Genomic DNA, 19,122 nt, shown 5'->3' on the forward strand with positions numbered 1-19,122 from the left:
GCAGCCGGATCCGTTTCTGCGCCTCCCGCAGCTCGGCTTGCTCCACCGCTTTCAGCGACGGCGGCTCTGCGACCCCGATGCCGTCGTCACGGTCCGCGAGGCGCAACCAGCGGGCCAGGCAGGACTCGGAGACGCCGAAGTCCTTCGCGACCTGCCGCACTGACGTCTCGCCCTTCCGGGCGACCGCGATCACGTCACGGCGGAACTCTTCCGGATACGCCTTCACCATGGCGCACATCCTTCCAGCAGGAGCCAATGCCCCTACCTCTCAGGAGTCAACCGAACCTGCAGCAGTCCCTCCCGAGTCGACGTGCCGCAGCAGCGGACGGCTCAGTCGCGGAAGCCGTCGGCGCAATCGCGCGACAGCCGTCACGATTCGACGCGCTGACGCTGCAAGAGACCTACATCGAGCTCGGTGCCGCGGACGCTGCCGTCGACGCCGCGCTCGCTAGGCTCACCGCCATCTGGACCGACGCTCAAGCGCTCGACTTTGATCTCGATCACGGAGCTACGCCTCGCAAGCGGGGGTAGCACCAGATATCCCGGGCTAGCTAGCTAGCTAGCTAGCTGGCCGGTCGTCCGCTCTATGGCGTACTCCGACTGGCATCCTCACCCAGTCCCTTTCGCCGTCATTGCCGGGGTCGGATTGACACTCTTCCAAGAGGCCACCCCCCGACCGGGACTGGCATCAGGGCTGTTCACCAACGTGCCACGTGTGGGAGGCAGTTGCCTCGGGTGGGCTCATCGCACTCACGACGGTCATCGGCGGCTACCGGAACATCTTCCTGATCTGCGCCGCCCTGACACTAATCGCACTGAGCATCATCCTCGCCGTCAGAATCACATCACGTCGACAGGCAGCAACTCGTCTGTAACGGCGGCGCCTCGGCGCCCCGGCGCCCCGGCGCGCGGCGCAGCTGCTGCCGCGGACCGCTGCCGGCCTGCGGTTGGTGCACGGCCCCTAAGTTCAAGAGTAGATGTGTTGAGGAACCCATCCGTGGAACCTAGAACCACAGCGAGTATTTACGCGGCAGCGGCAGCGGCAGCGGCAGCGGCGGCGGTGGCAACGCCCCAGAGCGGCATGACCTTCGGTAGCATATTGAGCAACAATCGGATGCGACCACCGGTTGATCGCGTCGAGGAGAGCAGATTCATGAAGCTGAAGAACGTGACTCTCACAAATGGCACACAAGTGTCAATCTCGGAATCGATTACCGCAGTCGTAGGCCCGAATAATGCTGGAAAAAGTACCTTTCTGCGCGAGATTCAGCAGGCGTTCGCTAGGGAACCGTATCAAGGCCCAATATCTGATCATCGCCTCATTCAAACCTATGACCTTATAGGGGATGAAACCCCGGACGCCTTTGTGCAATTTCGGCGAAGGCTTGATGCTAATGCTACGCACCGGAAGGCTGGGTCCTACAATGGCGGGTACTGGGATCAAGACCACTGGATGCTTTCAAATGGGCAGGTGGTGACGGAATCGCAGATTTCCCAATATTGGAACTCTCGTCTTGGCTTTGGGCCATTGGCCTCTTACGTGAGTATTTTCATGGATGCAAGCAATCGCTTGCATCTGGCTAATTCTGCATCTGCTTACGACGCGCTCCATGAGTCGCCGTCGACGGTAGTACAGCGGCTTTATGCCGATCGAGCCCTTGAAGCTACTTTGAGTGAACTGACTCTCAAGGCGTTTGGTGTCCCGCTAACTGTGAACAGGTATGCCGGGAGCCAAATTCACCTTCATGTTGGAGCACCTCGATCGGCCGAGCGCGAAGCCCCGCAGTCTAGCGAGTACCTTGAGGAGCTTGGTCGTCTTCCATTAATAGGCGAGCAAGGGGATGGTTTCAAAGCGTTTATTGGGATGGCGCTTTCGGTTATTGCGGGATCACATCCCATCGTTCTGATTGATGAACCCGAAGCTTTCCTGCATCCCCCGCAAGCCCGATTGCTGGGTCAGTTCTTGGCTGAACAGCAAGCCACCGGCACGCAGGTGATCGTCTCCACGCACAGCGAGGATGTAGTTGCGGGCATGACGAGTGGCGATGGCCAGAGGGTTGCTGTTGTCCGCCTCACGCGCGAAGCGAATATTGCGTCGGTCGCACAACTTGAGCCGGAGGACGTAAAAAATCTTTACGACGATCCTCTCATAAAATACTACGACATGTTGAATGGCCTATTTGTGCGAGGTGTCGTTATTTGCGAGTCCGATTCGGACTGCACCTACTACCGCGCAGTTCTCGATGCCGTCGATCGAAAGAAGGGTATAGATTCAGGCCTGCACTTTACGCACGCAGGCGGTAAGTCCCGGGTTCACGTCGCCCTTGAAGCTTTCCGACGTACAGAGGTTCCGGCCGCCGCGATTCTCGACATCGATCTTCTCCAGGACGACCAGGAATTCTGGCGAATCGTTCAGGCGGCAGGGGCTCAAAAAGTCGATCTTGAACGTGACCGTAATATTATTACGGCATACATCAAAGACAGGAATCAAAAGAAGTCGGTAACTGCCGCGGCGGCAGAAATCAGGGAGCTACTCGCCGTCGCATCGGGTGACGTCACATCGGGTTTGATCGGCAAGATAAACAAGTCGCTTGCTAGTCACTCGGGCTGGAAAGATTTCAAGCTTCAGGGTAGCCCGATGCTACATGGTGATGCGCTCAACGCGTTTTCGAGACTCGACACCACGTTGCGGTCTCATGGGGTTTTTCTAGTTCCAGTCGGGGAACTAGAAGGCTTTCATCCCGAGTATTCGTCTGCGAACAAGGCTCGATGGCTCCGCTCTGTTCTTGAGGTGAAGGCTTTCGCGCGCGAAGGTGAAGCGAGCGACTTCATACGCTCGGTGAGTGCGTACGCCTCTCGTCGGCAGATCAGGAATTGACATAAGAGCCCGCTATCGGCGGCACAACGAGAGCGGCCGGACCGTCAGTGTCGTGACGGTCCGGCCGGAGCTCGGGGCGAGCGGTGCTCGAGTCGAGCCTAGCCCGGGGATGTGTGCTCTGAGCTAGTGCGCGGCGTCGTATGCGTCGCGGACTGCCTGGCTGATGCGGCCGCGGCTCGAGACTTCGTGCCCGTTCGCGTTCGCCCATGCGCGGATCTTCGCGAGCTCGTCGGAGTTGCCGCGCTTCGCCGTGCTGCCGCCGGCGCTGCGTGCCTGACGGCCGCCGCTGACCTTCCGGGCAGCGGCGACGTAGTCGGAGAACGCTTCGCGGAGCGCGTCAGCGTTGTCGTCGGAGAGGTCGATCTCGTAGTGGCTGCCATCGAACGAGAAGGACACGGTGCGACCCTTGCCCTCGTCGATGGTGTCGCCGGTCAGGTCATCGACCAGGTGCGTGGTGACTTTCTGCGCCATAGGAACGCCGCCTTTCATTCAAGGGATTGCGCTCCTACTGTGGCACAAAAAGCTTCCCGAGCTCTGCACCATGACGACGGCAGCCGAATGTGGTTCCGCACGGCAGAATGGATGCGATGACCGAGTCCACGCCAATACCGTCCGGGTACGCCGCCACCCTCGCTGAACTCAAGCAGCAGGTGAGGAATGCGCGGTTCACCGCGCAACGGCGCGTCAACACCGAACTCGTGCGCTTGTACTGGGGAATCGGCGCCACCATCCTGCAGCGCCAGGAGACAGAAGGGTGGGGAAGCAACGTCATCGGCCGGCTTGCAACCGACCTGCGGGCAGAGTTCCCCGACATGAAGGGTTTCTCCCGAGCGAACCTGTTCTACATGCGGAGGCTCGCAGGAGAGTGGTCAGCGGACGCGATTGTCCAACAGGCTGTTGGACAACTGCCCTGGGGTCACATCACCGTGCTCCTGGACCGGCTCGATGACCACCACCTCCGCGACTGGTATGCCCACGAAGCGGCGGCACATGGCTGGTCGCGGAACGTGCTCGAGCACCAGATCAAGACCAGCGCCCACACCCGGCTGCAGGCGGCACCGTCGAACTTCCCGGCGACCCTGCCGGCGGGGGACTCTGACCTTGCGCAGCAGCTGACCAAGGATCCGTACGTGCTGGACTTCCTCGCCCTCGACGGCGACGCGAAGGAACGCCACCTCGAGCAGGCCCTGGTCGACCGGATCATCGACACGCTCCGCGAGCTCGGTGAAGGGTTCGCGTTTGTGGGCAGGCAGGTGCACTTCGACGTCGACGGCGACGACTTCTACGTCGACCTGCTCTTCTTCCACGTCGAGCAGCTCCGCTACGTCGTCATCGAGCTCAAGACCGGGAAGTTCAAGCCTGAGTACCTCGGGCAGCTCGGCTTCTACGTCGCCCTCGTCGACGATCGGCTCCGCCGCACCCAGCATGCCGACACGGTCGGGCTGCTCCTGGTCGCGGACAAGAACGACGCGGTCGTGCGGTACTCCCTCGCCGGGCAGCAGACCCCGATCGGCGTCGCCAGCTACGACCTCCTGCCCCCGTCGGTGCGGGCAGCACTGCCGTCCGAGGCGGACCTCACCAACCTGCTTCACGACGCCCGAAACGACAACAGCGGCACCGGTAACTGACCCGGCATGTAGGAACTAGGCGCGGCAGCCCACAGCGGACACCTTCTCTCGGGACAAGCGCTAGCCTTCCGCGCGACCTGTGCAGATGGGACCGCTCGCTCTGCACGGGCGCCGGTGTGGGGCTGTGGACGACAAGTCCGAACCGACGGGTGGCGAAGCTCCATAGAGTGATGCCGCAACCCTGGTGACTGGGCCGGTAGTGAGAACGACGGTTCTCCCCACGTTGGGGGCGTATCCGGACCGCGGGGTACATGGTTGAATCGTGAGTGGCGCCTGGCCCGGTCGAAACGATCGCGCAGCCGGAAGTCGCACCGATGTGGGTGTCTGGCCGCATTCGGGTTGTGGCCAGGCCCCTCATCGGGGTCCCGCACGAACGAGCGCGGTGGATCGCCGGGAAGGTGCGAGCGGGCCTGTGGCACGCCCGACCGGGGAGCAGCTCCTGCCGAAGCCGCTGTGGCGCTATGGCGCTATGGCGCTATGGCGGGGATCCGTGGGGACCGCGACGAGTGGTCCGATCCCTGTTCGGTATGGACCGCTTCCGCGGCGGGCTTCACTGGGACAGTGGCGTGGTGTCCCGGCTAGTGGGAGGGGCCCGGTGCCAGGACTCTTCCGGATGACCAGCTGGGAAGACCCACCATGCAGCGCTGACTGCCAGTTGGTGTCCCCTTTTTGGCCGTCTTGCGACGCCTGAGGAAGTGCAACAGGGTTGGTGACGCTTGACCAGTTCGGGTCTGATCAAGCACCTCGGGATGCCGGCTTCTAGTGCAGAGCCGGCATCCCGTGCTTACCCAAGCCAATGAGGCTCACACAACGCGAGACCCTTGCCGTTCACTCGGTGTCCCTGGGGCCGGGCCGAGGCGGAGGGGCTTTCCAATGGCCGGCGCCGCGGTTTCCGGAGAGGCGGTCGTGGAAAGCTTCGCTGGTGTTCTTCATGCCGCGGATCTCGAGCCACTTGCTGTGCTGGTAAAACGTCGTCTCGAGCGCGGCGCCTGTGGAGGCCTCCCAGGCGTGCGACTTCGTCATGTCGATGGCGACGAGCTCCGGGCCGTCGACTTCGTCGAACCGGGGTGTGAGGCCGTTCGGGGAGGCGAAGAGCAGCGCGCCTCGACCGTGTAGAGCACATCGCGGACCACGGTGTCGCGTTCCCCAGCACTCGCGCGGAACACCGCTGGTACGTCGCTGTCACTCAGCGGAAACATGCTGTCGGTGTGCTGGAGGCATGGAACTCGCTGCGTCGAACCGGATCCCCACACGCTGGTACCGCTCACTGTTCGTGCAGATCGCAGTCGCCGTCGTGGCGGGGATCGCCGTCGGTGTCTGCGCGCCTGCCGCTGCGCCAGCCTTGAACGTGGTGGGGCAGGGCTTCATCCGCCTGATCGAGATGGTGATCGCACCACTGGTCTTCATCGTGGTCATCACCGGCATTGTGCACGTCGGCAACCTTCGTGCAGTCGGTGCGGTCGCCGGTAAAGCGATGCTGTACTTCGTCCTCGCGTCCTCCGCAGCGCTGGTGTTCGGCCTCGTCGTCGGCAATCTCGTCGCCCCGGGCAGCGGGCTACGAATCGACCCGTCCACACTCGACGAATCCGCCGTCACGGCGAAGACGGGAAACGCTGCTGCACCGAGCCCGGGGGAGTTCGTTCTGGGTCTCATTCCCTCGAGCGTGATCAACGCGTTCGCGACCAACGACATCCTGCAGGTGCTGGTCGCGGCAGTGTTCGTCGGCGCGGCGATCGCTGCGATCGGCCCGGAACGCACCGCTCCGCTCATTCGCGGGCTCGACCTCTGCCTCGAGGTCGTCTACCGAATCCTCGGTTGGGTGATGCGTCTCGCGCCGCTGGGTGCGTTCGGCGCGATGGCGTACGTAGTGGGACAGTACGGGCTCGCGACGCTCAGCTCCTACGGGTGGCTCATCGCCGCCTGCTACGGCGCCGCGGCCGTGTTCATCCTCCTGCTGCTGGTCGTCGGACAGGTCCTGTCCGGCGTGCCTATCTGGCGGTTCGTCTGGCACACTCGCGCGGAGTTCGGACTCGCACTCGGGACAGCGTCAACCGAGGCGGTCCTGCCACGGATGATCACCCGGCTGACCGAGGTCGGCGTATCCCGCAGTGTCGCGGGGCTAGTGGTGCCAACGGGCTACTCCTTCAACCTCGACGGCGCCGCGATCTACCTCTCCATCTCGCTGCTGTTCCTCACGCAGGCGTTCGGGATCCCGCTGACGCTGGAACAGCAGGTCGCAGCCCTCGGGGTGCTGCTGCTGACGTCGAAGGGGATGGCCGGTGTGCCCGGCTCGTCGTTCCTGGCGCTGTCAGCGACGGCGACGACACTCGGCCTCTTCCCGGTCGCGGGCGTTGCGCTGCTGTTGGGGGCTGACCGAATCATGGACTCGATGCGGGTAAGCGTGAACCTGCTCGGCAACTGCGTCGCCGCACTCGTCGTCGCGCGGTGGCAAGGAGAACTTGACCACGTCGCGGCATCCGAAGCGCTCCACCCAGCCCAGCGTCCCCTCGCCGCAGCAGGCGCGCGGCAGCAGTAGGCAACAGGAGCAGAGGCAGGACCAGGAGCGGCGGTGTGCCGGTCTGAGTTCCGTGGGCCCCCGCATCTGCGGTGTGGCTGGGGAGCTCGAGATAGAGGAGGGGTGTCGGCCCTGATCGTTCCGGCACCCCCCGCCAGGACAAGACCCGAACAAGTCCCGACAAGTCGAGTTTCACTCCTCTTTTGGCGTTCGGCATCCCACAAGCCAGGATCCGTTGTGAGCTTGCATACTGTGCGTAGCCGCGGATGGTTACCGGGGCAGAACGCCATCGGGATCCTGATCAACGATGCTGCTCGGGTGACGTCCGGGCGCCTGAAGGGCCGGACGCCATTCTTCGTCGACTGCAGCCGTTCGCCTCCGCGAAGGGCTGCGCGCCACATGAGCGGTCAGCGCTTCAGCCGAGTCAGCGCACCGAACGTCACGACGATGCCGGACGCGACGCCAACGATGCTTCAGCGCCACGAACGAAGGAACACGGTCGGCGTGGCGGTCGGTCTAGAGCGGGCGGTGGTACTCCTGGCTCAGCTGCGTGGGGAGTTGTCGGTCAGCAGCTGAGACGATTCACCTGCAGGACATCACGCCACGGCAGGGAGAGCAACGCTGATGCGTTCGATCGTTTACACCAGCACCCAGACCCGTCCGATCACGGACATTGAGCTCGCGCAGATCCTCGCGGTCGGTCGGGAACGGAACACCAGCCTCGGCGTCACGGGAATACTGGCGCACAAGGGCGATAACTGTCTGGGGATCCTCGAGGGAGATGACGCTGTCGTCGGAGCACGGTTCGAGCAGGTCCGCGCCGACCCCCGGCACACCAATGTCCGCGTTCTGATGGATGAGCAGATCGTGGCGCGCTCGTTCCCGGATTGGTCGATGGCGTTCCAACCCATCGACCCGCTGATGGAACAGGTTTCGGGCTTCACCGACCTCTTTGTGCCCGGACGGCCGATTGAAGCAACAGCAGCCCGCAGTCGCGTGCGCGGGCTGCTGGAGTGGTTCCGGAAACACCCGCTGGCCCCGCTGACCAGCCGCACAGCAGACGAGGACGAAACGCCACGGACACGCGTGATCAACGGCGCGATCCTGGCGCTGCACGATGACGGCGTCTCGCGGTTCAGCATTGATGTCGCCGCCGCGCACGCGGCAATGTCGCCAGCGCAGGTCCGGGAGCTGTTTCCCACGGAGCAGGCCCTGCTCGCAGCGACGGTTGAACGGTGGTCGCAGGCGATCGCGGCGCCGCTTGTGCCGCTGATGGCTGAGAAGGGCACAGTCGCGTTCCTGCATGCGCTTCTGGCCGCGCAGGCTGAGGAGACCGGCCTCGTCGCGCTCCTGGCGCATAGCCTCGTGTCCGCGGCAGACCCGACAGTCGATGGGGCGGACTACTACCGTTCGATCTACCGGCGCTTCCGAGAGTCGATCCGTGATGGCCTGACAGCGGATGTTCTCGCTGGCCGGGAGCCCGAGACGATGGACCCGGTCCGTGGCGCACAGCAGCTCCTCGCGCTCTACGACGGCTTACGGTTGCAGGCGATGCTGACAGCGGACACGGACCTCGTTGACGCGTTCGATCGCGCAGCAAGCCGGATGCGACGCGGCTGGTCCGAGCAGTACGAGCAGCCGACCTACTGGGACATTCCCGTCGCTGAACCCCGCTAGCGGAAAAGGGCCACCCGTACCGCAGACCGGAGTCAGAGGAACCGTCGGTGCGTCACTGGGGCGTCGGGCGGCACGAGCGGACCTGCATCTGCTCCCCGACTGTTAGCAGATAGTCCACTTTGTGACGCATCCTCGACGTCGGGTGTGCGAATCAGTAGCGTGACCAGCGGACGGTTCTGGACCACGCCATGCGCGGTGCCAGCTCGTCCGGGAGCAAGGGTGTGCCGGCTGTACTGCGTCTGCATGGAGTGGTGTCAGGGGACGGGAAGCACTTGCGCTGAGGGACGCGGAGTGACCCGAACACTTCTCGTCCCTCAGCAAACACCGGGCCGAACCTCATGACGCCGCGCGTCCGTCTGCCCCTCCCGCGGGAAATACCAGCAGGGTAGGAAGAATCGGCACGCGGAACGTCGGCACGGAGTGTGCAGCAGCAGAGCAGCGTCGTCCATGCCGCCGGCCGCGTCGATGAGGTGGAATCGCCCTCAGTGCCGGCCGGTCAGTGCTCCCCACGCGCGGGCGAAGGGGTTCTTCCGACGCTGCCAGCCGTGGTCGGCGAGGACCTGCTTCATCGGGTCGGCAACCCATGAGGACTTGAAGGTGAAGTACCCGCCGTCGTCGGGCCAGTTCCTCGAGCTCATCGACGCCTTGTACAGACCCCCGTCGAGGAGTGTGACGTGCCAGCTCCAGGTGGCGTTGCCGAGGAGGGTGATGCCACCGTCGCCGGCGGGCTGCCCCGACAGGTTCGTCGACCAGGTGCCCGTGATGCGGTCGCCATCTGCGGTCATGGCAATCGGGTGCGCTCCCTGCCCGGTGAGGTCGAGGAGCGCTGCGATGACGTCGGTTTTCGGTGTGGGCTGCACGAAACTCAGTCTGCCCGCAGCGTGACGGAGCTGTCCCACCGTGATCGGCTACGCAACCGATCGACATCGAAGTGTCGTCACAGTCTCCGGGATCCGGGCTGGTATGCAGATACATCGCTCGACGCCCGTCCAACAGGGGGTGGCTATCGAGACGGTGATGGAAGCCGTTGGCTTGGGACCGTAGCTGGGCGACTCCCCGGTCTTCCGCGGACTCGATCAAGAGGGTCACATCACCAACAGCTTCTTCATCACAACGAGTCGCCATCAAGACCGCTAGCAGTACCGTCACAGGATGGAGTACTCGTTCTCGCCGCCGACCGCCTTGGAGTTCAAGACGCTCTACGACGAAACCGGGTGGGCGGACTGGGATCTCGGGCTGTTCGAGCGAGCGCTGGCGGGCAGCTGGGTGGTCTGCGCGGTGCGTGACGACGCCGGATCGCTCGTCGGTATCGGCCGGCTCATCAGCGACGGAGCACTGCACGCGTTCGTCACCGAGATGATCGTCACCGAGCGGGCCCGCGGGACAGGGGTCGGCGGAGCGATCCTCGCGCACCTCGTCGACGAGGCACGGCGCCGCGGTGTCGACGACGTCCAACTCTTCGCCGCCCGCGGTCGGGCGCGCTTCTATGAGCGCCACGGCTTCGAACGTCGCCCAGAGTCCGGGCCGGGCATGGACCTCTCCGACGCCCGGTAGTCGATCCCACGCGAGGCCGGACGTGGTCGGTTTCCTCCTGCTGCGATGCGGCTTGGTGACCTCCCCGCGCCCTGACAGGCGTCACACGGATGGTGCTCGGTCTGCGCTCGGCTCAGGCGCCGCCGCCTACAGTGCAGTAGAGAGTCAGCCACACCGGAACCTCCGGAGCAGCCACTGGCTGGTCAGGAGCACTCATGCGGCACCTCATCTACGGGTATACCTCCGTTTTAGTCAGTGATCCCGTCGCAGACGCAATCCTGGAGTACGCGGCTGCGCTCAGCCAGAGTCGGCTCAGCGACGTCGTGACTGTCCCCACATCGGACTACAGCGGCTTGTCCTCATCGGTCCGGATCCTGCTGGCTTCTGGCATCGCGCTCATGAGCGAACCGGCGCCCGACGATCTGCTGGAAACCGAGGATCGAGCATTCGTCGCTGAGCTACGTACCCGGATCGTCGCCGTCCTCGCAGAGGCTGTCGTCCCGCGCTCTCGGCCGCCGATGTGACGCTCCGGGATGACGATGACGATGACGATGACGATGACGAAACGATGACGGATGGGGAGCGTCGGCATCGCGTGGAGGACGAGCTGACCTTTCTGGAGGTTGCGCTGCGAGTGCAAGGGGCGGGTGTTGCAGCGGATGCCTTCACACGGGCGCGCCGAGTACTTGACGGGACACTGACGCCGGATGAGGCTCGTGCGCAGATCGCCGCGAAGTACGACCGCGACCTCCCCGACGACGACTAGCGCGGAGTCCGCCCTTCGGCGCGGTCCGCGCGAACCAAGGGGGAGCCGTAACGCTGTGCGGCTAGTGGGCCCGCCGACGGTTGAGGTGCGTCAGATCCCAACGTACTTTGGATAGGCCGGGTCGGGTTGGGATCCCGTCGTCACGATGGCCTCCGCGGTATGCGGAGCGCTGGCGCAACGGGACGGCTCGGTAGCGAGGAGGCGTTTAAAGCCTCACGGAAGGCCGGTCTTCAGGTGGCCGCCACAAGACTCTTTTACCCCTCCGTGCGCGAACTCGAGGGGACACCCCGCACCCCGTTTGCGCTGCGGTTCGGCGGCTGCCGCGCTCATGATGCCCTGCCCTCCGGCCAGGAGCAGATGTGACGCTCGAGCAGTCGGAGAGTGCACCACGTCCGACGGGAGCAGCCATGACGAACGAACGCCCGGCTGCTGGGCTGCGTCCGTTGGTGGCGGTCGCGGGTTCGGATACCGGCCGCGCGATCGATGACCTCGCCGGAATGTACGCCGGTCGCACCTGGCACGCAGCTCCCGTCGATTCGAACTACTGGTACAAGTACGTCGCGGTGGGCGATGACCAGATGAGCATCCGCCGCTCCCAAATGCACGGCACCCTCCGCGGCGATGTCGCGGTCGAGGGTGAAGTGGTCGTGCAGTGGATCGACTCGGGAAGCGCCCGCGTGGACGTTGGCCGGGACGAGATGCGCATGCAACCCGGGGTTCCCGTCCTGTTCCCCATCGAGCAGCGATTCGAGATGGAGTACGAGGACTGGGACCAGCGGATCGTGCACCTGAACCGCAACCTCGTCCTCGACGTCGCCGCCGAACGGTACCTTGTCGATGGAACGTTCGCGTTCGACCGGAAAACAGCGCCAACCGACGCCGCTGTGGCGCTGTGGCGGGAATCCGTGGCGACCGCGATGGGGGTCCTTCGCACTGAGGGGGCGCAGTCACTTGCCTGGCATGAGGCGCAACGGAGCGTGGTGCGATCCCTATTCGGCATGTACCGCTTCCACGGCGAGTACGTACCGGCCGGATACGGAGAGGCACGAAGCGCTCGGCTCCGAGCCGCAGTCGACGTGATCCATGCGGATGCCGGCAAGCCGCTCTCGGTCGGTGACATCGCCGAAGCTGCCGGCCTCAGTGCACGCGGACTCCAAGAAACCTTCCAACGAAACCTCGGTCGCACGCCCATGGCGTACCTCCGCGAAGTCCGGCTTCGCCGCGTCCAGGAAGAGCTTCTCCGATCCGAACCGGCTGCAACATCGGTCGCGGTAGTCGCGAGCCGATGGGGTTTCGCACACATGGGACGTTTCTCCGGCGAGTACCTGCGTCGCTTCGGGGAGTACCCCCGCGACACGCTCCGGCGCTAGTCCGGCCAGGCACCCGCTGGAATCGCGACACGTCGGCTCCGCCGGCGGGCTATTCATGCGCGATAGAGACGCAGTCAGGGACGAGACGTTACCCGACTGGCCGGACTCTCGCAGCAAGACTGTCTCGCGAGTGCTCACCGGTCGGACAGCGCACGACGGGGCAAAGCCGATGCTCTCGACCCACTTGCCCAATTTGGGATCGCTGCATGAGGAAACGGTCCCGGCCGTGAGGGCCGGGACCGTTCACTCAGCGATGCGTGATCATCCGTAGACGGATGCGCTGCTCCCGCTGACGCGCAGTCCGAATGCGCCGGAGGCGACGTTGCCGATCGGGCCGATGCCGGCCTTGAAGGTCAGCTCCGCCCATGCCGGGCCCGCCGATGATGCAGTTGCCCGGCGCAGCTTGGCCGAGCACGAGGCGTCGCCGACCGAGTTGTTGCAGTACGCGCCGCGGACGTCGCGGATCTTGTTGGTCGTGTAGTCGAGGTAGAAGCCGGCATTGCTGACGAAGTCGGAGATCCCGATCTTGCAGTTGTTGTACCAGCCGCCGGAGGACTTGCACCCCGTCTTCGACGGGTTGAGCCCCAGCGTTGTGACACCGCCCGGCCTTCCTGTCGACGCGGGTGCCACTGCGTCGGACTCAACCCATCGTTGCGATCCGTCGGCGAACACCTCGACCGACCGGGTGCCTCCCTCGCGGAGGCTCTCGCTCTTCGTGCTGACAGGCGTCGCATCGGTTTGCGAGTCCAGTGGCTGGCCGGCGTTGAGCTTTGCGATGAGGCGGTCCTGCACGTCAGCGCTGACGTTCGCACCGTTCATCGTCGCCCTGACGGTCGCCTCCTGTGACGCCGTCAGGAGCTTCGTCTCGGAGGCACTCGCGGGTGCGACGCCCATGAGCACGGAGCCCAGCAGTGCGCCCCCGGCTACCGCCGCGCAGACCAGACTCTTGAATTGAGCAATTTGTGGCATGAAACCCCTCCTGAGGAATAATCCGTTTCAGCCATGGACGTGTTATTCGTTCACGTGCGAATCAAGCGAGCGACGTCGACGAGCGACAAGCGCTTGCACCCCCCACGAGATGAGCGCCACGACCACGACGAGGACAACGACCGTTACAACGATGTTCAAGTTCCCAAACATGCTGCGAGCGTAGACGAACATCCACGATTTGTCGCGTCCCCTGATGACATCGAATCCGGCGATGTGGCCCCAGTCGCCGCGACTCGATGCCCCACTATTGCACGGTAGGAATGCTGTACCGCCTCCGACTATTGGCTGACTGCGTACCGTCACCTGGCCATAAAAACGCAGCCGGACGACCGCTTCTTGGCGGGCACGCTCGATTCCTGCCCAGCACCAGCGGCGCGTTTCCCCCGATGAGGAGCCCTTGCGGCCTCGTCCTGGGAGGCAGCGGGGAGACCTTGTCCTCCTTTTTGCCGTCTTGTGCAACATCGCCGGATGCGGGACAGTACTCTCCGCCTAATCAATCGGATCTGATGAACTATGTCCGGATGTGGGCTTCCCAGTACAAAGTCGGCGTCCCGCATATTTCTTTGGAGCGCAGATGGTGGGTGTTGCTGCTGCAGTGGACGTCAAGTGCTGCGTATGGGGTTGATAGCAATGCGTGTGGCTTCGCCCGCGCATGGAGGAATACCAGGGGTAGCGACTTGTCGTCGGTGAATCTGCTGACTACGTGCTGGGCCTGGATACTAGTCGCTGTCGCACTGTCATCCAGAAGGCCGGTCGGCGATGAAGATCCTCGCCAGGAGGACTGTCCACAGGTGGCCGAAGGCTGTCAGGGATCGGTGCGGTGCCGACTGATCGGACGTCGAAGACCGCAAGGCCGCAGGTAGTGATCACGACAATGACCGGGACCCAGTGGGGTCAGCTCGACGTGGGTGGGTCGAGCCGCTCCTGACGACCATCTCCGCGAGCGATGCCCAGCGCCTCCGCCGATCGAGCGTGGTGACGCCCTGGGGCGTCACGGCCGTGCACTGTCATGGGGTAGCGCGAGGCACGATACGTGGAGCGCACAACCACGCGAGCACGCAAAGTGCTCCTGCCAGGGCGAAAACCGCCGCGAACGCGCTCGTCGATGCAGCACCACCGAACGCTGCGAAGACGATAGCCATGACTGCAAGCACGATCGACGATGCGGTTGCTTCCGCGATGGTCAGCGCGGAGCTGTTGAAGCCCTGATTCGTCTTGCTTGAATACCCGAGCGTGAGCACGCCGAGCCGCGGGTAGATGAGCCCTATCCCGGCTCCGGCGAACGCCCAACCGACCACGACAACGATGGGCGTCGCGCTGGTGAGCGCCGTCACGAACAGGCATGCAACCGCGGTTCCAAGGCTTGCGGTGCCGATCCTGGCTGCGAGGACATGGCCGATCGTCGGAAACCGCCCCTGCACCCAAGATGCTGCTGACCAGCTCAGGGCAGCCGCCGTGAGCGCCACGCCCGCGAGGGCAGCTGACGTGCCGTAGTGGGAAACCAGCAGGAGCGGCACGTAGACCTCCGCTGCGAAGAAGGTGGCGGCTACTAGGGCGCGCTTGAGTACGACGCTCGGTAAGCCGCGACGGGCACGGAGTGTTCCAGCCGGTAGTAGTGGGCGAAGGGCGATCATCGCGACTACGGCTGCGAGGGACGGCACGAGCCACTGCGTCGGCCCGCGCGATTCCGCGGCAAGGGTGATCACGAGCGCGGACGACGCCGTGAGCATGGCCAGGCCGAGCCGCACGACTTCCGAGCGGCCGATAGAGGCCCGCTCGTCAGGTCCTTGCACAACGCGTGACGCGGCGACGACCAACGGCATCGCCAGCAGGACAAGCGCCACGACTCCGAAAAAGACCCACCGCCACCCAACCGTCTCGGTGAGCACGCCAGCGATGACCGGACCGACGAGCGAAGGGATAACCCAGGCGGTGGCGAAGGCAGCGAACACTTTCGCGTGCAGGGCCTGCGGGTAGATGCGGGCCACGATCACGTACAGGGCCACGGTTATCGCACCGCCAGCCAAACCGTGCACCAACCGGCCGCTGACAAAGACGACCATGCTGGGCGCCAGCGCCACCACTGTGAGTCCTGCCGCGAAGACGACCACGGAGACGATGAGCGCACTAAGCGGATTGCCCCTGTCGGACCAGATGCCAGCGAGCACCATCCCGACCACGCTCACCGCGACAGGACCGGCGAACGCGAACGCGTACAGCCCGGCACCGTCCAGCTCAGCACTGATGATTGGCATGATCGTCGAAACAGCCAGGGCGACGAAAGCGTCGAGCAGCACCAACAGGAACATGCCGATCGTGACCCATCGGAACTGCGGGTCGAACACCCCGATCTCCCGCTGGGCGCCTTCGGGACTCGGTGCGGAGAGCGCTGACGCGGTGTTTTCGTCGCCGGAGGGGGTGGTCATGCCGTCACCGTATGATCTCAACAACGGTTGAGATCAAGAACGCGTGCGACGGCATCTCGGAAGACGATGTGGTTGCCGGGGATCTCGGCGTGGGTGCGGTGTTCGCGACCTTGGGAGCACCCCGAACCGGTGGTGGATCGTCGGTTGGCCCTGATCCGAGTGTGTGCTGGAACGGCGGTTGGTCGCGTCCTCTGCGCAGGAGGCTGACCGCAGGTGGGGGGTCAGCGGTGGCGTTCTCGGAGGCGCACGGTGGGGGCGTTCGGTTCGTTCCAGCGGAAGAGAACGAGATGCCAGAGGTCCGGTCGTTTCCTCGAGGGATCGATCAGACCGGTCGCTCCGACCTCGATGAGACGATCGCGCACCGACCAGGACGCCGGCGTGCCGCCGGCGTCGGCGAGGTGTTGCCAGGGCGCCATCGCGTCGGCGAGGTCGATTCCGATCCGTTCGAGGGCGTTGGGGTCCCGCAGGTCGACGATGCCGGCTGCTTCGACGTCGAGCTCGATGATCTCGAGTGCGCTCGCCCTGGCGTCCCTGTGGGCGATCAGCGCCGCGTCGACGCCTTCGACCGAGGAACTCAGGTACAGAGTGGGTTCATCTGCTCGTGAGTAGCGGCCTGCCGTGCGTGACCCGGCGATCGCGAACTGAGTGAAGCGCGGGTCGATGGCCCGGTAGAACGTCCCACGGACGACAGGAGCGAAGATCGCATCGGCGCTGTTCATCGCATCAGCCTCGGTTCAGCTCGAGGGTCCGGTGAGGGAGCCACCCCTCGTGTCCGTCGGCCTTGCGACACCACACCCAACCGCTCTCGGGATCGTCCCGGACCAGTTGCACGACTTCCCCTTCGGAGGCCGAGATCTCCTGCGTGTCGTATGCAGTGCGCATTCTGGGCGGTGAGCTCGTCATGTCGACGTGACGGGCGGGCACCCACCCACTTCCGTGCCGAGCGGTGACGAACACGAACGCCGGCCACTCGGTGTCGCGCCTGCCGACCGCGACGGTGTCCCCCGCCTCAAACCGGTGCGGAGCTCGATCGGGGACGGTGTGATCAGCGCGCACCCTGCGGTGGGAGGGCGTCGAGAGCGGCGCATGAGGGCAGTCCTGCACGTGGTCACATCCCGGGCCGGAGGTAGTCATCAGGGCTGTCACCGCCGGTCACGGCAGCGAAGATCGACCGCTTGTCCGCCGGGTGCATCGGGTCGTAGAGGACGGTGATGGTTGCACCGATCGTTGGGGCCGAGCCGTGGGGGAATCCGTTGGTGCGCTCGACCCATCGAGCCTTACCCGTGGCGTCGGTGAAGGTGAAGGTCCAGCGGAGGAGCGTGAGCGCCGCATCCGGGGTCGTTGTGCCGCTCACCGCGGTGACGGTCCCGGGAGTCCGGTGTCCAGCCGACAGGAGCGCTGCGACGCGACCGCGCCGGTCACGACGTCCGCGGCGGCCGATGGTGCCCAGCAGGAGAGCTGCGAGTGCCAGTGCGGTGAACAGGGCGGGGAGCCACCAGGCGGATGCGTACCAGACCCACGCGCCGATTCCCCACGCCGTGTCATGGCCGAACTCCGGGTCGACGGCGGTACCGATGCGATCGGGGGCTGCCCAGAGGACGGTGGTGGTCCACCACAGTCCCGCGGCGGCGCCGATCAGCCACAGGCTTCCGGGGCCCGTGCCGGCGAAGTCTGCTGACCTGCCGGTGAAGCGGTGGTTCCATCGCGAGTACACCGCCACGGCGACCACGGATCCGAGAACGGCCGTCGGTGCTGCCCACCATGGATGCTCCGGGTCGGGGGAGTGCGAGAAGACGCTGTTGAGCTGCATCTCCCGGAGCACGCCGGCGAACGATCCGATCGCGTAGCCGGACACCGTGCCCGCACCGACGACGAGGACCGCGCCGACCAGTGTCATCGTCAGTGCGATGGCACTGCCACGCTGACGGGCCTCGCGGTTCCGCCTCGCGGCCGCCGGATCAGTTGTGCTCATGGGCGATCAGTACTGAGCCGGCGTCGAGGAACCGATCACGGCGACTGCGATGAACAGGACCACGTACAGCGCGGTGATGGCCCCACCGACGATCACTGCTCCCAGTGCAAGTCCCCGGCCGTTCTCCGAACGGGACTTCACCTGCGAGAGCGCGACGAAGCCCAAGATGAAGCCGATGAGCGGAGCAAAGAAGGCCAGCACGAGGGACAGGATCGCGAGCGTGTTGGTTCGCGGCGTAGGGGAGTGCTTGGCGGTTGACGAGTGCTGTGTGATGGGCTGCTGAGAAGTCACGGCCGGGACCGTATCGCACCGCTGTTTTTTTCGTGAACTGTCTCGAAAATTATCTTCGGGTGGCGAGAGCGCCGATTTTGTAAGCGCTTCCATCCATAATCTGGGAGCCGCTACCCTCGTCGCGACGGAGCGCGAGGAGTGTGCTCCCCGACGAGGCGAGGACAGGTTCCATGGGGCTGATGGACAAGTACAAGGCGCTCTTCACCGGGCCGGCGATCGACGTCGCGTCGGAAATCGGCAAGTTGCTCCCCGACGGTGACCGAGTACTGGTCCACTGCCAGGTGATCCCGAGCGGCTTCAAGCGCGGTGGTGGTGGTGTCGGCGTCGACGGTCGGCTGATGAACCTCGTGACGTCGGCGGTCGAGACGGCGGTGTCGCGGTCGCAACACATCGGGGGCGAGGAAGGCTCGACCGCACGGAGCTTGCCGAACGAGGCCGGTCCCTACCTCATGGTGATCAGCGAGCAGAACCTGTCGATGTGGGACCTCGGGATGACGGGGAACCAGCTGCCGGCCGAGCACCTCGTGACTGTCCCGCGGTCCCAGGTGGCCTCGATCGTTGACACGGGCAAGACGGCTCAGGGTGGTGTGCCGGTTGCGCGACTCACCTTCGCTGACGGGTCCTTCGCCGACCAGCGGCTGATCAGCAAGCCCGGACCAGATTTCTGGGCGGTCGCTTCGACGGTTTGAGGCCCAGGGGGTGTCGCCGGTCGGCCGATCAATACGACAGCACTGTCTCCCCGCCGTCCGGATGAGGATCGGCTATCGAGACGCCGAGGTTTGCTCGTACGGTGGGCGAATGAGTCCGAAATCACCAGCACCCAGCACCTACTCAAGCTTCGACGCCATCGAGATCGGTTCGAAGGTTCATCTCCGCCTCATTGGAGATGACGAGACGGTCGAACCCCGTTACATCGACGCCGAGCTCATTTCCACACCCACGCCGAATGGCCCGAATCACGAGTTCAGCGCCACGTTCCGCGTCCCCGGCAACCATGTGACGGTGTCCGAGGTCCAGTACAAGGCCTGGACTCGGTACGGCAAGAGATGGTCCTAGGCGCTCTGCGGCTGCGCCCC

At 64.7% G+C, this 19,122-nt stretch carries 19 protein-coding genes; 9 read left to right on the plus strand and 10 right to left on the minus strand.

All coding sequences use genetic code 11. The features are described from left to right. A partial coding sequence (locus tag BEP24_RS05345; protein ID WP_065961096.1) for an IS3 family transposase occupies positions 1 to 229 on the minus strand: 229 nt, incomplete at its 3' end. 140 nt (positions 230 to 369) lie between these two features. Further along, a complete protein-coding gene (locus tag BEP24_RS18125) occupies positions 370 to 504 on the minus strand; it encodes a hypothetical protein (RefSeq protein WP_290439173.1) in 135 nt (44 codons plus the stop codon). A gap of 649 nt (positions 505 to 1,153) precedes the next feature. Between BEP24_RS18125 and BEP24_RS16445 the strand changes: the two genes are divergently transcribed. Next, positions 1,154 to 2,878 (plus strand): ATP-dependent endonuclease, encoded by a 1,725-nt coding sequence (locus tag BEP24_RS16445; protein ID WP_171898730.1) that lies wholly within the window; start codon positions 1,154 to 1,156, stop codon positions 2,876 to 2,878. A 123-nt stretch (positions 2,879 to 3,001) separates the two neighbouring features. Here BEP24_RS16445 and BEP24_RS05350 read toward each other — a convergent pair whose 3' ends face one another. Continuing rightward, positions 3,002 to 3,349: an Lsr2 family protein gene (locus BEP24_RS05350; RefSeq protein ID WP_065961100.1), complete on the minus strand. Its 348-nt coding sequence runs from the start codon at positions 3,347 to 3,349 to the stop codon at positions 3,002 to 3,004. A 116-nt stretch (positions 3,350 to 3,465) separates the two neighbouring features. On the opposite strand from BEP24_RS05350, the gene BEP24_RS05355 reads away from it, so the two are divergent. The 3 genes from BEP24_RS05355 (at position 3,466) to BEP24_RS05370 (ending at position 8,698) form a co-directional block, all read left to right on the plus strand. Next, positions 3,466 to 4,506 (plus strand): PDDEXK nuclease domain-containing protein, encoded by a 1,041-nt coding sequence (locus BEP24_RS05355; protein WP_065961181.1) that lies wholly within the window; start codon positions 3,466 to 3,468, stop codon positions 4,504 to 4,506. Between the two features lie 1,219 nt (positions 4,507 to 5,725). Further along, positions 5,726 to 7,042 carry a cation:dicarboxylase symporter family transporter gene (locus BEP24_RS05365; protein WP_083230107.1) on the plus strand — a complete coding sequence of 439 codons (1,317 nt, stop codon included), beginning with the start codon at positions 5,726 to 5,728 and terminating at the stop codon, positions 7,040 to 7,042. 603 nt (positions 7,043 to 7,645) lie between these two features. Continuing rightward, entirely contained in the window at positions 7,646 to 8,698 is a 1,053-nt protein-coding gene (locus BEP24_RS05370) for a BLUF domain-containing protein (protein ID WP_065961105.1), read from the plus strand. Positions 8,699 to 9,180: 482 nt separating this feature from the next. Here the strand turns inward: BEP24_RS05370 and BEP24_RS05375 are convergent, their stop codons facing one another. Beyond that, positions 9,181 to 9,483, minus strand: coding sequence for a hypothetical protein (locus tag BEP24_RS05375; protein WP_065961109.1), 303 nt, complete (start codon positions 9,481 to 9,483; stop codon positions 9,181 to 9,183). Positions 9,484 to 9,850: 367 nt separating this feature from the next. On the opposite strand from BEP24_RS05375, the gene BEP24_RS05380 reads away from it, so the two are divergent. From BEP24_RS05380 to BEP24_RS05395, 4 genes are all read left to right on the plus strand, one after another. Then, positions 9,851 to 10,252, plus strand: coding sequence for a GNAT family N-acetyltransferase (locus BEP24_RS05380; RefSeq protein WP_065961110.1), 402 nt, complete (start codon positions 9,851 to 9,853; stop codon positions 10,250 to 10,252). A gap of 194 nt (positions 10,253 to 10,446) precedes the next feature. After that, the gene (locus BEP24_RS05385) at positions 10,447 to 10,755 is read left to right on the plus strand and encodes a hypothetical protein (RefSeq protein ID WP_065961112.1); all 309 of its coding nucleotides are present in this window, start codon (positions 10,447 to 10,449) and stop codon (positions 10,753 to 10,755) included. Positions 10,756 to 10,826: 71 nt separating this feature from the next. Continuing rightward, a complete protein-coding gene (locus BEP24_RS17425; protein WP_171898729.1) occupies positions 10,827 to 10,997 on the plus strand; it encodes a hypothetical protein in 171 nt (56 codons plus the stop codon). A 407-nt stretch (positions 10,998 to 11,404) separates the two neighbouring features. Beyond that, entirely contained in the window at positions 11,405 to 12,367 is a 963-nt protein-coding gene (locus tag BEP24_RS05395) for an AraC family transcriptional regulator (RefSeq protein WP_083230108.1), read from the plus strand. A gap of 261 nt (positions 12,368 to 12,628) precedes the next feature. Here BEP24_RS05395 and BEP24_RS05400 read toward each other — a convergent pair whose 3' ends face one another. The 6 genes from BEP24_RS05400 to BEP24_RS05425 all read right to left on the minus strand — a co-directional run bounded on the left by BEP24_RS05400 (position 12,629) and on the right by BEP24_RS05425 (position 18,046). After that, positions 12,629 to 13,336, minus strand: coding sequence for a hypothetical protein (locus tag BEP24_RS05400; protein WP_216093107.1), 708 nt, complete (start codon positions 13,334 to 13,336; stop codon positions 12,629 to 12,631). 1,028 nt (positions 13,337 to 14,364) lie between these two features. Next, positions 14,365 to 15,783 carry an MFS transporter gene (locus BEP24_RS05405; protein WP_083230109.1) on the minus strand — a complete coding sequence of 473 codons (1,419 nt, stop codon included), beginning with the start codon at positions 15,781 to 15,783 and terminating at the stop codon, positions 14,365 to 14,367. Positions 15,784 to 16,004: 221 nt separating this feature from the next. Then, entirely contained in the window at positions 16,005 to 16,502 is a 498-nt protein-coding gene (locus tag BEP24_RS05410; RefSeq protein WP_065961120.1) for an RES family NAD+ phosphorylase, read from the minus strand. 4 nt (positions 16,503 to 16,506) lie between these two features. Beyond that, entirely contained in the window at positions 16,507 to 16,917 is a 411-nt protein-coding gene (locus BEP24_RS18170) for an SH3 domain-containing protein (RefSeq protein WP_083230110.1), read from the minus strand. Further along, a complete protein-coding gene (locus BEP24_RS05420) occupies positions 16,892 to 17,755 on the minus strand; it encodes a DUF3592 domain-containing protein (RefSeq protein WP_065961127.1) in 864 nt (287 codons plus the stop codon). The genes BEP24_RS18170 and BEP24_RS05420 overlap by 26 nt, the downstream gene beginning before the upstream one ends. 6 nt (positions 17,756 to 17,761) lie before the next feature. Further along, positions 17,762 to 18,046, minus strand: a complete 285-nt coding sequence (locus BEP24_RS05425) for a DUF4190 domain-containing protein (protein WP_216093108.1) — start codon at positions 18,044 to 18,046, stop codon at positions 17,762 to 17,764. A 140-nt stretch (positions 18,047 to 18,186) separates the two neighbouring features. Between BEP24_RS05425 and BEP24_RS05430 the strand changes: the two genes are divergently transcribed. Continuing rightward, positions 18,187 to 18,735: a hypothetical protein gene (locus tag BEP24_RS05430; protein WP_065961130.1), complete on the plus strand. Its 549-nt coding sequence runs from the start codon at positions 18,187 to 18,189 to the stop codon at positions 18,733 to 18,735. Positions 18,736 to 19,122 lie beyond the last annotated feature (387 nt).

Origin of the sequence: Curtobacterium sp. UCD-KPL2560 (assembly GCF_001705035.1) — a bacterium.
In the GTDB taxonomy this organism is placed as follows: Bacteria; Actinomycetota; Actinomycetes; order Actinomycetales; family Microbacteriaceae; genus Curtobacterium.